Origin of the sequence: Microbulbifer zhoushanensis (assembly GCF_021729055.1) — a bacterium.
Classification (GTDB): Bacteria; Pseudomonadota; Gammaproteobacteria; order Pseudomonadales; family Cellvibrionaceae; genus Microbulbifer; species Microbulbifer zhoushanensis.
The window spans coordinates 290,456-306,399 of record NZ_JAJSAO010000001.1 but is presented as its reverse complement, the minus strand read 5'-3'; the positions used below and the strand labels follow the sequence as shown (position 1 = coordinate 306,399).

At 60.3% G+C, this 15,944-nt stretch carries 13 protein-coding genes; 5 read left to right on the top strand and 8 right to left on the bottom strand.

Annotated features, from left to right (window positions below; genetic code table 11):
* Positions 1 to 2: 2 nt before the first annotated feature.
* The 4 genes from hypE (at position 3) to LVD10_RS01285 (ending at position 2,748) form a co-directional block, all read left to right on the top strand.
* The gene (gene hypE / locus LVD10_RS01300) at positions 3 to 1,040 is read left to right on the top strand and encodes a hydrogenase expression/formation protein HypE (protein ID WP_237061464.1); all 1,038 of its coding nucleotides are present in this window, start codon (positions 3 to 5) and stop codon (positions 1,038 to 1,040) included.
* 116 nt (positions 1,041 to 1,156) lie between these two features.
* On the top strand, positions 1,157 to 1,423 hold the full coding sequence (locus LVD10_RS01295) for a hypothetical protein (protein ID WP_232942483.1): 267 nt from the start codon (positions 1,157 to 1,159) through the stop codon (positions 1,421 to 1,423).
* A 143-nt stretch (positions 1,424 to 1,566) separates the two neighbouring features.
* The gene (locus LVD10_RS01290; RefSeq protein WP_237061460.1) at positions 1,567 to 2,211 is read left to right on the top strand and encodes a lysophospholipid acyltransferase family protein; all 645 of its coding nucleotides are present in this window, start codon (positions 1,567 to 1,569) and stop codon (positions 2,209 to 2,211) included.
* Positions 2,212 to 2,427: 216 nt separating this feature from the next.
* Positions 2,428 to 2,748, top strand: a complete 321-nt coding sequence (locus tag LVD10_RS01285) for a YidH family protein (RefSeq protein ID WP_237061458.1) — start codon at positions 2,428 to 2,430, stop codon at positions 2,746 to 2,748.
* An 18-nt stretch (positions 2,749 to 2,766) separates the two neighbouring features.
* On the opposite strand, the gene LVD10_RS01280 is transcribed toward LVD10_RS01285, so the two are convergent.
* The 7 genes from LVD10_RS01280 to LVD10_RS01250 all read right to left on the bottom strand — a co-directional run bounded on the left by LVD10_RS01280 (position 2,767) and on the right by LVD10_RS01250 (position 12,862).
* Complete coding sequence (locus tag LVD10_RS01280) at positions 2,767 to 5,091, bottom strand: FdhF/YdeP family oxidoreductase (RefSeq protein WP_237061456.1); 2,325 nt, start codon at positions 5,089 to 5,091, stop codon at positions 2,767 to 2,769.
* The gene (gene fdhD, locus LVD10_RS01275; protein WP_237061455.1) at positions 5,088 to 5,951 is read right to left on the bottom strand and encodes a formate dehydrogenase accessory sulfurtransferase FdhD; all 864 of its coding nucleotides are present in this window, start codon (positions 5,949 to 5,951) and stop codon (positions 5,088 to 5,090) included. Before fdhD ends, LVD10_RS01280 begins: the two co-directional genes overlap by 4 nt.
* 248 nt (positions 5,952 to 6,199) lie before the next feature.
* Positions 6,200 to 7,195 (bottom strand): hydrolase, encoded by a 996-nt coding sequence (locus LVD10_RS01270; RefSeq protein ID WP_232942473.1) that lies wholly within the window; start codon positions 7,193 to 7,195, stop codon positions 6,200 to 6,202.
* Between the two features lie 49 nt (positions 7,196 to 7,244).
* Positions 7,245 to 7,883 (bottom strand): DUF411 domain-containing protein, encoded by a 639-nt coding sequence (locus LVD10_RS01265; protein ID WP_237061454.1) that lies wholly within the window; start codon positions 7,881 to 7,883, stop codon positions 7,245 to 7,247.
* Entirely contained in the window at positions 7,855 to 8,823 is a 969-nt protein-coding gene (egtD, locus tag LVD10_RS01260) for an L-histidine N(alpha)-methyltransferase (protein WP_237061453.1), read from the bottom strand. Before egtD ends, LVD10_RS01265 begins: the two co-directional genes overlap by 29 nt.
* Positions 8,820 to 10,127: an ergothioneine biosynthesis protein EgtB gene (gene egtB / locus LVD10_RS01255; protein ID WP_237061451.1), complete on the bottom strand. Its 1,308-nt coding sequence runs from the start codon at positions 10,125 to 10,127 to the stop codon at positions 8,820 to 8,822. The genes egtD and egtB overlap by 4 nt, the downstream gene beginning before the upstream one ends.
* Before the next feature lie 164 nt (positions 10,128 to 10,291).
* Entirely contained in the window at positions 10,292 to 12,862 is a 2,571-nt protein-coding gene (locus tag LVD10_RS01250; protein ID WP_232942465.1) for a TonB-dependent receptor, read from the bottom strand.
* A 291-nt stretch (positions 12,863 to 13,153) separates the two neighbouring features.
* Between LVD10_RS01250 and LVD10_RS01245 the strand changes: the two genes are divergently transcribed.
* Positions 13,154 to 15,508, top strand: a complete 2,355-nt coding sequence (locus LVD10_RS01245) for a penicillin acylase family protein (protein WP_237061448.1) — start codon at positions 13,154 to 13,156, stop codon at positions 15,506 to 15,508.
* A 23-nt stretch (positions 15,509 to 15,531) separates the two neighbouring features.
* Here LVD10_RS01245 and LVD10_RS01240 read toward each other — a convergent pair whose 3' ends face one another.
* A complete protein-coding gene (locus LVD10_RS01240; RefSeq protein WP_232942461.1) occupies positions 15,532 to 15,795 on the bottom strand; it encodes a hypothetical protein in 264 nt (87 codons plus the stop codon).
* Positions 15,796 to 15,944 lie beyond the last annotated feature (149 nt).

The following is a 15,944-nucleotide window of genomic DNA, read 5'->3' as shown; positions in this document are numbered from 1 at the left end:
CAATGAACATTGACTGCCCACTACCTGCAGATACCGGCGAAATCGTGCGCCTGGGCCACGGCAGTGGGGGAGAACTCAGCCAGAGGTTGCTACGGGATTGTGTCTTCCCGCATTTCAATAATTCCTGGATTGCCCAGGGGCACGACAGCGCTACGCTACCACCGGCAACCGGGCAGGTGGTATTCACCACCGACTCATTTGTGGTTACTCCACTGTTTTTCCCCGGTGGCGATATCGGCAGGCTCGCGGTATACGGCACCGTAAACGACCTGGCCATGAGTGGTGCCAGGCCGCTGTACCTGAGTTGCAGCCTGATCCTGGAAGAGGGGCTGCCCCTGGATACCCTGACCAGGGTGATGTCCTCGATGGGCGCGGCGGCCACGCGCTGTGGCGTGCAGCTGGTGACCGGGGACACCAAAGTGGTGGAGCGGGGCAAGGGTGATGGTATCTATATCAATACCGCCGGCATTGGCGTACTGCACGAATCGCTCACGATAGAGCCCGGCCAGATCCGGCCCGGTGACGTGATTCTGCTGTCCGGGGATATCGGTCGCCATGGCATGGCGGTAATGGCCCGTCGCGAGGGACTGGAGTTTGATTCCCCGCTGCAAAGTGACTGCGCACCCCTGCACCGCCCCGTGCAAAATCTGCTGGACGCAGGCATCAGCATCCACTGCCTGCGTGACCTGACCCGCGGCGGCCTGGCTACGGCACTGGTGGAGCTTGCGGAAACCGCCGGCAGGGAATTCCTGGTGCGGGAGGCCGACATTCCCACCTGTGATGCCGTGCGGGGCGCCTGCGAAATGCTGGGCCTGGACCCGTTTTATGTGGCCAATGAGGGGCGCTTTATTGCTTTTGTGCCCGCGGACCAGGTTGAATCGGCACTGGCCGTGCTGGAATCAGATCCAGTCACAGTGGGGAGCCGGGCCATCGGAACAGTTACTGGTGGAGATCGCCAGCAGGTTATCCTGCAGAACGCATTGGGCTGTGAGCGGCTGTTGCACCGGTTGCCCGGCGAGCAGCTGCCGCGGATCTGTTGAAGGATTCCATGGCCAAGGCAGTGAGGCGCGGCACATAAATATTTATGTAAATCGTTCGCACGGGCTCACCATAAATAGTTATGTATAATGCACATAAAACTTTATGTGAGCTCAATATGGCGTCAATCATCATCGACGGCAGGAATGCGGACACAAAGCGGGTATCTATCAGCCTGGACCAGTTCTTATGGCAGCTTGTCTGCGCAGATTTCGGCACAGAGGCTGAGGCACGCACCTGGGTCCGCGAATACATGTCAACACTTCATACCAGCAAGGGCCTTACTGCGATTGTTCGCGACCACTGCCTGCACCGCATCGCAAAGCCGTCGCTGCTGCGTCGCGTTCAGGGTCTGGAGGGCCAGATGGATATTGACGACATCTGAGGATGTGCGAATCGTGACTGCAGGCTAACTTGAAGGGACTCACGCCCAGGAGCAAAGCACCAACTAACGTCCGCTAATGTGAGCCAGGAGGGGCAATTCAGGTGTGGGGTGATCGCCGCAAAGGAGCTCATCAGAGATCAGGCATGTGGGCACGTATTCTGGGATTGATTGGCGCAGGGATTCTGCGGCTGCAATGCACAACATGGCGCGTTGAAATCGAGGGGCTGGACCGCCTGGATGATGTGCGTTACAGGGGCAAGCGGCTTTTAGTTGTGTTCTGGCATGGCCAGTATCTGCCGCTGTTCACCCTGTTACGCGGGAGAAAGGCTTGTGTTTTTGCGAGCCATTCGTTTCGGGGAGCAATTATCTGTGAGATATGCCGTCACTTTGGCTATACATGTATCCAGTTACCAGCCCGGTATAACGAAGCAAATTTGCTTGATCTCATGCGGGCCGAGCTAGTTACGCAATCTGCTGCCGCGCTTGCCGTGGATGGACCGCTCGGGCCTTATCATGTGGTAAAAAGGGGGGCGATTGAGCTTGCCTCATCACTGGGTTTTCTCCTTGTTCCCGTGTCCACTGCAAGCCGTCGCAAACACGTCATGAATCGGCGATGGGACCGTATGGAACTGCCGGGGATGTTCACGCGGGTGGCACTTGTTGCCGGTGAACCGCTACGAATTCCGTCCGACATTGATCACAAAGATATTCCATTCTGGGAAGATAAAGTCCACCAGGCGCTAGAAGCCGTGGATAAGAAGGCGAGTGAGCTGGTGAGCAGAGATTGAACGTTCGCGGTAAGTCACGTGGCTTACCGTTGCTGGGCTCGAAGGAACCGCCTGGTTTAGCTGGCCATACAGGACAAGCACTGGCTGTCGGCTCCCCCAACTATAGTTCGCATAATATAGATTATGTTAAATTAGGTATTCACATAACACACCTGCCACCAACAATGGGAGCTACAATTGCACCCCTGTTCCCTGAATCTGGTGCTGGCAACCGTTATGGCAAGCAGGTTCCCCGATCACGCCGCCAATGAGCGCACCTTTCTCGCCTGGGTGCGAACCGCCGTGGCTGTCGTCGGCTTTGGGCTTACCGCGGGCCGGCTGGGCCAGCAACCGGTGTCACCGTGGTCCGAGGTTGCCATGCTCGCAAGTAGCGGCCTGGTGATCCTGCTGGCATACCTGCGAATGCGCGTACACCGCAAGCAAATCGATAACCAGGCCGAGCCCGATGATAAGGTCAGTAAATTTGACCTCTTGCTGGTGATCCTGATCGCCGACCTGTTTGTCCTGATGGCCGTCTTTACCGCGCACCTGGCGTGACCAGGGCTCGCCCGGGGATCAGAGGATACGCTCTGTTGCTGCGCTTTCCTCCAGGCAGACGCCGACCAGCTTCGATGCCGGTGTGAAACTGCCGATACCGTAGTTCTCCAGTGGCACCAGCGGGTTGGTCTCGGGGTAATAGGCGGCGGCCTGCCCCGGGGGTATGTCATAGGCAACCAGGGTAAATCCCTCCACTCTCCGATCGACGTCATCATCCCACAGGGAGACGATGTCCACTCGCTGTCCCTCGCTGAAACCCAGCCGGCTGATATCCTCCCGATTGGCGAACAGTACCTGGCGGCTACCGGTGATACCCCGGTAGCGGTCGTTTGGGCTGTATACAGTGGTGTTGAACTGGTCGTGGGAGCGCATGGTTTGCAGTAGCAGGTCTGGCCGGCGCTCGCCCTTGTCGCACATCTCACTTCGCACCAGCGAATCCAGTAGCGGGTTGGATTTGAAGTTGGCCTGGCCGGAAGCGGTTTTCCAGTGTCGTTTGGCCGCCGCGTTTTGCAGGTAAAAGCCGCCGGGCTGCCCGATCCTGCGGTTAAAGTCATCAAACCCGGGAATGACGCTCTCGATCAGGTCCCTGATCCGGCTGTAGTCTTCCACCAGATGCAGCCAGTCGACAATCTCACTACCTACAGTGGCATTGGCGATGCCCGCAACTATGGCACATTCCGAGCGGATCCGGGACGACAATGGCCGCAGCTGCCCATAGGATGCGTGCACCATGCTGAACGTGTCTTCCACCGTTACCGCCTGGGGACCCGCAGCCTGCTCGTCGATATCCGTGCGCCCCAGGCACGGCAGGATCAGGGCCTCGCGACCGGTAACCAGGTGGCTGCGGTTGAGCTTGGTACTGATCTGGACCGTTAAATCACACGATCGCAGCGCCTCGTGCGTACGCTGGCTGTCCGGGGTCGCCTGGGCAAAGTTGCCCCCCAGACCGATAAACACCTTGATCCGGCCCTCGATCATGGCGCCGATGCCCTGCACCACGTTCACACCCGGTTCCCGTGGGCAGCTAAAACCAAAGCGCTTTTCCAGGGAATCGAGAAAATCCGCAGCGGGCCTCTCGTTGATGCCCATAGTCCGGTCACCCTGGACATTGCTGTGCCCGCGAATCGGGCTGGCACCGCAGCCGGGCCGGCCTATCTGGCCGCGCAGGAGAAGCAGGTTGGTGAGCTCCTGTATCGTCGCCACACCGTGATAATGCTGGGTAATCCCCATGCCCCAGCAGAAAATCACGCGTTTACCGCGAGCATAAATATCGGCGATCTGTTCCAGCTCTTCTTTTTTAAGCCCACTCTGCTGCAGGATATGCTCCCAGGGAGTCTCCGTTACCAGTTCCCGGTATTCGCCGAAGCCATTGCAGTGCTCACGGATAAATTCAAGGTCCAGGGGGCCGGCGCCACCATCGTTGTCCGCCCTCTCCTGTCGCTCGAACAAAATCTTGGCCACGCCGCGTGCCACTGCCATATCACCGCCGAGTGCGGGGCGAAAATATGCGCTGCTGGTTGGTGTCGCTCCGTCTGTCAGCATTTCAACCGGGTTCTGGGGCGCCTGGAACCGTTGCAGGCCCGCTTCCCGAAGCGGGTTGATTGCCACTACCTGTGCTCCCCGCTTGACCGCCCTGCTGACCGGGTCCAGCATGCGCGGCGCATTGGAGCCCGGATTCTGGCCGAAAATAAACAGGGTATCCGCCTGTTCGAGGTCTTCGTAGGTGCAGGTCCCCTTCCCCACCCCGATACTTTCTTTCAGGGCATAGCCGCTTGCCTCGTGACACATATTGGAGCAGTCCGGGAGGTTGTTGGTACCGAAAACCCGCGCGAACAGCTGGTAGAGAAAAGCCACTTCATTGCTGGCGCGCCCGGACGTGTAAAAGGCGGCTTCGTCCGCCGACGCAAGCGCATTCAGGTGCCGGCCAACCAGCTCGAACGCTGCATCCCAGGAAATCGGACGGTAATGGTCACCCTCGCTGTCAAAGTACATCGGTTCGGTCAGCCGGCCCTGGAACTCAAGCCAGTAGTCCGTGTGTCGCAACAGGTCAGTGATGCTGTTTTCCCGGAAAAATGCGGCATCAACCCTGCGACTGGTCGCCTCCCAGTTTGTGGCCTTGGCGCCGTTCTCGCAGAAGCGGATCCGGCCCTCATCAGGGGCCTCACCCCAGGCACAGCTCGGGCAGTCAAATCCACCGTGGTGATTGATACGCAGTAGCAACAGCAGGTTTTTCAGGGCCTGCTGGCTGGCCCGGGTCGTATGGGCCACGCTGCGCAGGGCGCCCCACCCCGCCGCGGGCCTGCGATAGGGGTGAAACCGAAAGGGCTCTATCGGGGGCTTCATAGGCGTTCCTCATCCGACTCCGGTGCCGGGCTATAGATCCGCCCTTCGCCCCGGGCGGTCTGGTGTAACAGGTTGAGGCCACAGTCCCGGGCCCAGCGCACGCTGAAATCACTTGGTGCAGACAGGCTCACCAGGGTGCCGACCCCCGCCCTTACCGCTTTCTGCACCAGCTCCAGGCCACAGCGGCTGGTAACCGCAACGAATCCCTGCTCGAGTGCGATTCCCTGGCGAAAGCAGGCACCCAGCAGTTTATCCAGCGCATTGTGGCGACCGATATCTTCCCGGCAAAGTAACGTTTGTCCGTGCGAGCTCACATACAGTGCGGCATGCATGGCCCCGCTGTGGTGACGATGTTTTTGTACCTGCTGAAAGCGTTCCCGCACCGAGCGGAGGTGGGCCTGTGGTGGGAGGGGCCGATTGGGGCCAATCGAGTTCGCCGGGTGGCGTAACAGGGCCTGCTGAAGCGCCTCGGTTCCGCAGAGCCCGCAGCTGCCGCTGCCTGCCAGGTTTCTCCGCATGGCTTTAAGGCCGTGCAGTGCCCGCTGGACCAGGGTGATCTCCAGGCAGGCGCTATGCTGCTGGTAGTCGACACTGATATCGATAATTTGATCCGGAGAATCGATAACCCGGCTACTGATACTGAACCCAACGGCAAAATCCGCCAGGTTGTCCGGGGTCGCCATCATTACGGCGTGATTCAGGCCGTTATAGCTGATGGCAATTGCGGCTTCCTGTGCCAGCCCCTGGCGGTGGGCCTGAGAACGGTCGGCCCCGGAATCCCCGCCTTCCGGTAAGCAGTAAGTATCAGTGCCAGCCTCCCGACTCCCGGGGATTGCATCCACGGATTGGCATTCGGGCATATTCGCGCTCCTCCGGCTGAAAGATTGGCCGCCAGCCAACCTGGGTCAGCCGCAGCAACCGGACTTTAACGGTGACATCCCTTAATCCGCCTGAAGGTGGCTCCTGTCCGGGGACCTGATTATATGCCTGAAGGCCGGGGTCGCTTGACGGACAACCCGCCAAAAAAGGCCATGCAGATGGCCCTGCATAAAGGGCCTGCGCAGCTGGGGGCATAACAGGATCAGGTAAGCCAGCTATTTTGGTTGCGCTATGCCGGGGTCGCGGTGAGAGAGCGGGCTATTTGCTGTAAAAAATCGGGGATACGGATTTCCAGCCAGTACTCCGGCCGCCACAGGCTGCCGCTGACAAAGCCCACGTGCCCACCCCGTCGAGAGATCTCCAGTTCTACCGAGGGGCTGCATTCATCCGGTTCCGGTACTGCCGTCGGGCAGATGAAGGGGTCATCCAGTGCGTGAATTATCAGGGTCGGCCTTGCTATCTGCCTGAGCAGCGGCTTGCTGGACGCCCGGGTGTAGTAATCCTCGACATCCAGGTAGCCGTGCAAGGGCGCCGTGAACTTGTCATCGAAAACGCGGAAGTTGCGGAACAGCTCGGCATCATTCACGTCCGGTAGCTGGCGGGCAAGCTCAACATCGGCGCTCTTGCGGCGCAGGCTCTGGCGCAGGCTGTCCAGCAGGTGGCGCTGGTAGACCCGGGAAAGGCCGCTGTTGATCCTGCGGCTGCAGGCATGCAGGTCCAGCGGAGCCGAAACCGACACTGCCGCCACCAGGGGGCTGCTGTCGCTGTCCTCCCCCAGCCATTTCAATAATACATTCCCGCCCAGCGAATAGCCTACGGCCATCAATGGTGTATTCGGCAGTTCCCTGCGCAGGACACCGGCCAGCCAGCGCGGATCATCACTGTCGCCACTGTGATAGGCCCGCGGGAGCTTGTTGGGGATGCCCCCGCAGCCACGAAAATGCATTACCGCAACCTGGAAGCCGCGCTTTTGCAATGCCTGCATGATGCCCTGGGCATAGGGAGAGTTGACCGAGCCTTCCAGTCCGTGGAGGACCAGCACCAGAGGCCTGGCAGGATCATCGTGGAGTTCCTCCGGCATATGCAGCGCGATGACATCCCCATCCGGGGTATGGAGCCAACGGCTGTGTGTCCGGACCCAGGGCTTCGGGCGATGGAATCGGGGAAATACGGTCTGGAGGTGACAATTGCCCAGGCCGGTGGCCGGGCGGAACTTCTCTGTCATGCAAGTCAATCCGGTTCGGGGAGGCGCTACCTTACCAGAAACAAGGGGGTCAGGAACCGCCCTGTGGGGAGCCGGCATCTGCACTTACCTCTCCAGCGCGCTCGGCGGTCATCGCGGCGTCACCTTCCGGGCCAGCCTCCGGTTGCTCGACCCGTGCGTAAAACCGGTAATCGCCATCACGCATCACCAGGTAAACGGTATAGGGGGAAAATTTATCACCGTCGTACATTCCGGGGCTCCCCTCCGGCATCCCGGGCACGGTCAACCCAATACTACCCTCCGGGGGATTGGCGAGGAATTTCCGGATCAGCCGGGCCGGCACATGACCCTCGAACACATACTCCCCATTGAACACTCCGGTGTGGCATCCCTGCATACCAGTGGGGATGCGCCACTTGCCCTTCAACTCGCTGAGTTCATCGTTGCTGGCGTTCACCACCGGTGTCTGCATGCCATTGCCCTGCAGGTGCTCCATCCACCTTTTGCAGCAAAAACAGAAGCGATGCTTGTAGACCGTGATGACCGGTTGTTGTACTGCTGCCTGTTGCTGCTCAGCAGTTCGCCCCGGTTCAGTCGCACTATCATCGGCACGGGTGGGATTGACTATGGCAAGGCACAACACTGCCACCACCAGGGCAAGCGGGGAAACAACCGATGATTCAGCGGATTTCCGCATAATGAATGGCATACAGGCCTCCCCCATCGGTCCACTGGTGTACCAGTGTAAAGCCGGCTTCACGGAGCATTTCAGCAAACCCCTCCAGGGTATATTTGTGGCTGTTTTCCGTGTGAATGGTTTCGCCCTCGGCAAAATCAAAACACTCGCCTGCTATATGCACCCGCTGGGGCTTGAGGCTCACCAGGTGCATCTCTACCCGCTGCTTGAGCGCGTGGTAGAAAGAGCGGTGGGCAAAGGCGTCCAGGTCAAAATCCCCACCCAGCTCACTGTTAATACGTGTCAGCAGGTTCTTGTTGAAGTTCGCGGTAACATGTTGGCTGTCGTTGTAAGCCCGCTCCAGTACGACCGAGTCCTTGACCAGGTCGGTGCCAATCAGGATGCCGTCCCCGGTAGAGAGATGGGCCGCAAAATCCGCCAGCAGCTGGCGCGCGGCCTCAGGGTCAAAGTTGCCAATGGTGGACCCCGGGAAAAAGATTACCCGCCGGCCACCAGGGGATTGTCTCGATACGCCCTGCCAGGCCTCCGGTGCGGTAAAGTCACCAACATGCGCCTCCACTTTCAGGTCAGGCAATTGCCTGCGAATGCGAGTTCGTGCAGCGAGCAGGATTTCCGGCGAGATGTCCATGGGGATGTATGCCCGCGGTTCTTCCAGCGCCTGCAACAGTGGTTCCACTTTCTCGCAGTTACCGGCGCCCGGCTCGATAATCACGCTGTCGGGCCCGATCAGCTTCGCCATATGTGGCAGGTGGTCACGGAAAATCCCGGCTTCGGTGCGGGTCAGGTAGTAATCACTGAGCTCGCAGATCTGCTCAAAGATGCGCGACCCCTCTTCGTCATAGAGGTATTTGCAGGGGAGCGTTTTCTGCTCCTTGCGCAGGCCGGCAATGACATCGCGGCGGAAAAATTCTGTTTCACTGACTTCATTCGCTGGCGATAAGGCCATATTCATACTGGGTCTCCTGCCAGCCTGACACCGGTAAACTGCCATCCCTGGTGCGGGTAAAAGAAGTTACGGTAGGTCATACGGATATGATCTGCCGGAGTAATACAGGAGCCACCTCGCAATACTTTCTGGTTACACATGAACTTGCCGTTGTATTCACCTACCGCATCATCACTGGCGCGGAAGCCCGGATATGGCAGGTAGGCGCTGGAGGTCCACTCCCACAGGTCGCCGAGGAACTGGTGCTGGCCCGCGCTTGCGCAAAGTGGGCGGAACTGGCGCTTCTCCAGCAGGTTGGCAGAAGCCAGCTGGTCGGGCTGGCGGATCTGGCAGGCAGCGGCTTCCCACTCCGCTTCTGTCGGCAGTCGTTTGCCGGCCCAGGTAGCGAACGCGTCAGCCTCGTAAAAGTTCAGGTGGCAGGCGGGTTCACCATCGACCAGCGGCTGTAACCCACCGAGGGTAAACTGCATCCAGCGCCCCTCCCTCTGCTGCCAGTAAAGCGGCTTCTCCCAACGCTCCTGCTGCAGCAATGACCAGCCATCGGAGAGCCAGAGCCTCGGGTTCCGGTAGCCACCATCCTCAATAAATTCGATAAACTCGCGGTTGCTTACCAGCCGCGATGCGATATGGAAATCCTCCACCAGCTGCTGGTGTGCCGGGCTCTCATTATCGAAATAAAAATGGTCCCCCTCGGCACCAATGGCATAGGCCCCGCCGGGAATTTCCAGCCACCGGAGTGCCGGCGCATCGGCGCCCTCCTCTTCTTCCGGGTCGCAGGAGAGATCTGCATAGGCTGGCTGCAGGGGGTTAATGGAGAAGGCATGCTTGATATCGGTGAGCAGCAGTTCCTGGTGCTGCTGTTCATGGTTCAGGCCCAGGGCAACCAGTGCCTGCAGAGCCTCAGAAGCCGGATAGTCGGACAGGAGCTCCTGCATGGCCAGGTCCACGGACTGGCGATAGGCAAAGATACTGTCTATGTCCGGCCGGGACAGCAGTCCACGCCGGGGGCGACTGAAAGGCGTACCCAGGCTGTTGTAATAAGAATTGAACAGCTCGTGATAGTGGCTGTTGAACACCCGGTAGCCAGGCAGCGCGTTGCGCAGGATGAAGGTTTCAAAAAACCAGGTGGTATGGGCCAGGTGCCATTTGCTGGGACTGGCGTCGGGCATGGACTGCAGCTGCATATCCTCTGCCGAGAGTGGATCGGCCAGTGCCTCTGTCTCGGCCCGCACTCGCTGGTACCGGGAGATGAGTTCAGCCTGGGCTTCGTCAGATACCTCTCGCGCCAGTAACGTCATGCGATGGATCACTGCTGCTGCTTTTCATTGATCATACGCAGTTTTGGCGTGATTCCGATAGATTTGCCAGTGCGGCGGGATTTTTTGGCGCTTATTTCTTTGTATTGATTGCCTCGCCAGAAAAAGAAAAGGCCGGCGAATGCCGGCCTTTTCCTACTGCTTTGAAAGCACGCTGATCAGAAGCGAACGGTCACGTCCGCACCGAACATGCGCGGCTGGAAGCGCCAGCCGGTTTCGGAGCCGATAGCACTACCCGGGCCACCGAAGGAGCCCACCACTTCCTCGTCGGTAAGGTTCTGGACCCACGCGGATACGCTGTAGGTATCGCTGGCACTGTGGAATGCCACACGGGCATTCAGCAGGTTGTAGTCCGGAACCACCAGGGACGGATCAGAAATGGTACCGACACGCTCGTCAGTCCAGTTGTAGTCACCACGCAGGACGACATCAGCACCGGAGTTCATGCCGATGGTGTATTCCGCCATCAGGTTGAACTTGTTTTCCGGGGTGCCGACGCGCGGCTGGCCGGTACGGTCATCCTCGGCAGTTTCACCGGCAGCCTCGATCACCTGGTAACGGGTGTACTCGGTCTGCAGGTTGGAGTAGTTACCGCCGATCAGCAGGTTGTCAGTGGCTGCGAACAGCACCTCCACCTCTGCGCCCTGGCCTTCAGCGTCTGCGTTACGCAGGTTGTAGCTGGGGATCGGGAAGCCGATCAGGCTCAGCTCCTGCAGGTTTTCGTACTCGTAAGCGAACAGGGACGCATTCAGCTGCATGCGGTTGTCCAGCAGGTTGGACTTCATGCCCACTTCGAAGTTGGTAACGTTCTCCTGGTCAAAGGAGTTTTCGATATTCTCACCGTAGTTGAGGCTGTTGAAGCCGCCCGCCTTGAAGCCGTTCGCCAGCGAGGCGTAGGTCATGACGTTGTCGTTCCAGGTGTAATCCAGCACCACGCGACCGGACAGGTCAGACCAGCTGTCGGACGGCGACTCGGAGATCATCGGCTGGCCACCGCTGAAGAACGCGATACCGAACGGCAGGCCGTACAGTTCGTTCTGGTACTGGGTGTCGATGCTGAAGTCTTTCTCGTCCTGTGTATAACGCAGGCCGAAAGTCAGGTCCATACGATCGGTCAGGGACCAGGTGGCATCACCATAGATGGCCGCAGAACGGTAATCACCGGTGTTCAGCACGTTCTCACGCCAGTTGGCATCGGTGCCCTGTACGAACGCATTCGCTCCCTGGAACAGGCAGCCCTGCAGCAGGGCCGGGTCGCTCAGCGCCGGGGCGCAGGAGAAGGTGCTCAGGAACTGGCCCCAGGCTTCCGGGGATTGCTGCGCCCGGGCAACCAGGGACGGCAGCAGGTTCTGGCCGAAGAAGCTGGCGATCAGGGCGCCGTCGAGGCCGTAGCCGCGAATCATCTCGCGTGCTCCAGGAACAACTTCGCGAACCTGCTCGTCGGTCATCTGGGAGATGGCCATCAGCTGCGGGGTCAGCTCATCGATAACCGGCTGCTGCATTTCGGGGGGCAGCGCACCGGCCAGGCCCAGCAGGTCCATCGGGCTCTCACGCAGCGCAGTGTAGAGGGCGAAAGACTCGAAGGTGCTCGGGGTGAAGAACGCCTCGGTATTGTGCTCGAGCTTCTCCTGGGAGTAGGAGGCACCCAGGGTCCACTTCAGGGTGTCGCTCTCGCCGTTGAGGCGGAATTCCTGGGAGAAGTACTCCTGGTCATCGTAGTTGGCGGAACCGAAGAAGAAGTCCGGGTTGTTCGCGCCGTCCTCATCCTGGCGAATATAGGCCTCGAAAGTGCGATACGCCGTGATGGAGGTCAGGGTAACGTTATCGAAGTCATGGGTAACCTGCAGGGAGGTACCGTACAGGTCGCGCTCTTCCAGGTTATTGAAGTCCAGCGCTACGTCGCCAAAGACATCGCCGCCGCCAACTGAAATAGCGTCGTTGGTAGAGACGCGGGTGGCACCGTTCTGGTCCAGGCGGCTGTATTCACCACGCCACAGGATTTCAGTGTCGTCGGTGGGCAGCAGTGATACGGACGCACGCAGGGTCTTGGTGTCCTGGCCGCCCCAGTCAGCGCCGTCGAGGGCGTTGGGGTAGTAGCCGTCACGCTTGTCGCTGGAAGCTGTCAGGCGCACCGCCGCGCGGTCGTTGATGGCGCGATTGATGATCACATCCGAGGACAGGCGGCCGTAGTTGCCGGCGGTCATGGAGACCTGGGTCTGGTCCTCGTTGAACGGGCGCTTGGTGATGATATGGATGGCACCACCGGTGGCGTTGCGGCCAAACAGGGTACCCTGCGGGCCTTTCAATACCTCTACCCGCTCGATATCAGCCAGCGGCACCTCGGCGCCGGCGCCACGGCCGGTGTAGACACCGTCGACATACACCGCCACGGCCGGGTCAGAACCAACGGTGAAGTCGGAAGTCTGGATGCCGCGGATGTTGTAGGTCGGCTGCAGGGCTGTGTCGTTATTCATTTCGACACCGGGCGTGGACTTACCCAGGTCGGTCAGGCTCTGTGCACCCATCTTCTCGATGTTGTCGCCGGTGAAGGCGGAAATCGCAATGGGGACATCCTGGAGGTTCTCCGAGCGCTTCTGCGCGGTTACCACTACTTCCTCGATCTCGGCCGCATAGGCAGAGCCGCTGATGGCGGTGGCAAAGGCAACAGCCTGGGAGAGAATGGACAGACGGAAGTTCCGGTTGCTACCGGTCTGATCGGCGTCGTGCATCATCGCGTCCTCGCGTTTGTTGTTATAGAAAAGCGTGATGTTCAGTTACGTTTTTGTTATTGGGCGCCATATTACGTGCCAAAAAACAAATGTGAAAGCCTGTTATGACTTTTTTCTAGTGACCAGTCAGTTCTGCAGGCGGTAACCAGTTAGTGGCGGACTCTAATGGCACTCTATTCCACAGAAAAGGCATATTTGTGACTCGTCGATGTCCTCCGGTAACTATTTTGGTGCACGAGTGGCTGATAATATCTCCGGATAACACAACCCTAAGCTCCACTGGATGTACGCATGTCCCTCAATGCCCCGCTTCGCTTCCTGACCCGCACTGCCCTCTTGCTGGCAGCCCTGATAGCCATCGGCCTGCTGGGGGCGTGGCTATGGTTGCGCCAGAGCCTGCCACTACTGGAGGGAAGCCTGGAAACCGGCCAGCTGGATCATCCGGTAACCGTGCGGCGTGACGCCCAGGGAATTCCCCTCATCGAATCCACCAGCCGCGACAGCATCGCCTTCGCCCTGGGCTTCCTGCACGGCCAGGAGCGTTTCTTCCAGATGGACCTGCTGCGCCGCAACTCGGCTGGCGAACTGTCGGAGCTGGTAGGCGATGCAGCGCTGGGGCATGACCGTGAAGTGCGCGTGCACCAGTTCCGCAAACGGGCACAGCGCAATGTCGAGGCCCTGCCGGAGGACCAGCGTGCTGTGCTGGCCCAGTACGTGCGCGGGGTCAACCTGGGGCTGGAGGAACTGGGCAGCAAGCCCTGGGAATATGTACTGCTCAACCAGGAGCCCCGCCCCTGGACCGCAGCTGACAGCATGCTGAGCGTCTTCAGCATGTACCTGAGCCTGCAGAGCCCGATCGGCAAGTTCGAGCAACGGGACACCGCCCTGGCCGACCTGCTGCCGGACGACCTCTACGGTTTCTTCTTCCCGGAGGGCGGCAGCTGGGACGCGCCCCTGATCGGCGAGGCCCGCGGCCCGGTGCGCCTGCCGCAAACCAATATCGCCGCCCTGCTGGAAGAGGCCGATTCCATTGCCTACCAACCCATGGAGAGCGACGACCAGGTATACGGCAGCAACAACTGGGTTGTCGGCGGTGCGCTCACAGCGCACGGCGGTGCCATGCTGGCAGATGACATGCACCTGGGGCTCGACGTGCCCAATATCTGGTACCGGGCGGCCTGGAGCATTCCCGGCACCGATCGCAAGATGCGGGCGGCCACCCTGCCCGGCGGCCCCATTGCCGTCGTCGGCACCAATGGCCGCGTGGCCTGGGGCTTTACCAATACCATGGGCGACTGGGGCGACCTGATTCCGCTGGAGCTGAATGAAGCAGGCGACCGCTACCGGACCCCCGACGGCTGGGCTGAGTTTACCGTCGAGCCCGAGCAGATCGCCGTCAGGGATGGGGAGCCGGAAACCCTGGAGGTGCGCAAGACCATCTGGGGCCCGGTAGTGGGCGAGGACCACCGTGGCCAGCCCCTGGCCTACCGCTGGGTGGCCCATGACACCCGCGGTGGGAACCTGAACCTGCTGCTGATGGAAACGGTGGAAACTGCCAGCGAGGCGCTCGACCTGGGCCCCCGGCTGGGCATCCCCCACCAGAACCTGGTGGTCGGTGACAGCCAGGGGAATATCGGCTGGACGGTAGGCGGTGCCATTCCCCGGCGTGTGGGGCTGGATGGCAGCCGCTCCGTTTCCTGGGCCGACGGTACCGCATACTGGGACGGCTACCTGGGTGCTGAGGAGCAACCCCGCGTCTACAACCCGCCCTCTCACCGCATCTGGACTGCCAACAGCCGTGTCATGGACGGCCCGCAACTGGCAGTGATGGGCGACCACGGCTATGCCCTGGGCGCCCGCCAGCGCCAGATCCGCGATGCGCTGTTTGCCCGGGACTCCTTCAGCGAGCAGGACCTGCTCGACCTGCAACTGGATGACCGCGCACTGTTCCTGGAACGCTGGCAACAACAGCTGCTGGTCCTGCTAGACGGTGAGGATGAGTACGCCGACGTGCGGGCCGAAGTGGAAAACTGGGGCGCCCGGGCCAGCGCCGATTCCGTAGGCTATCGAGTCGTACGTAACTTCCGCCTCAAGTTCCTGGAGTTCACCACCGCGCCGGTACTGACCTACATGCGCCGCTTCCAGGAAGATTTCTCCTTCGGGCCGCGCAAGCGTCAGCTGGAATATGCCGCCTGGGAAATGAACCACTCTGAGCCAGCGCATTTGCTCAACCCGGACTTCGCGTCATGGCGCGAACTGAAGCTGGCCGCCCTGGACGCGGTGCTGGAGAGAATGGCCCGGGACGGGCTTCCGCTGCAGGAGCAGACCTGGGGCGTGCAGAATACCGCCCGCATCTGGCACCCGCTTGGCCGCGCAGTGGCGCCGGTAAACTGGCTGACCGCGATGCCGGCGGATCGGCTGTCCGGCGACACCCACCTGCCCCGCGCACAGTCCCCGACCACCGGTGCCTCCCAGCGCATGGTAGTGTCACCGGGATCAGCGGAGAGCGCCATTTTCCATATGGCGACCGGGCAGAGCGCCCACCCACTTTCGCCTTTCTTCGCTAACGGCCACCGTGACTGGGTCGAGGGGAACCCCTCACCGCTGATGGAAGGCAAGACCCGCTACACCCTGACACTCCAGTAGCTGTTGTGGCCCGGGCCTGCGTCTCAGGCAGTTTCGTCGAGGATGGCGAAAGACAGGAAAGAAGTCAGCAAGCCCAGCGCCGCCACAAAGGGCAACAATGGGAAACAGAGCATCAACAGGGATGCGGCAATCCAGAGATTCTTAACCCAGCCCCGCTTTACCCGGTAAGCCCGGGTATAGCGCCGGGTATGGCTGTCATTTGGGTCCGGCAGGGAAATCTCTTCTTCCGCCGGCGTAAAGCAGTGCACTAAAAGCGTGCAATAAAATCGGATCAGCGCGACAACCATGCTAGACACCACTGGGAAAATCTATCTGCAGTATAGATAGCCGTGACGTCTCGGGTGGCTTGTGGCCACCGTTCAAAGTGGTTGCAGCTGTCAGTCAGTGGAAGGGTCCGGACGGTCAGGCGGGCACGTCGGCAAAAAACCGGGCAGTG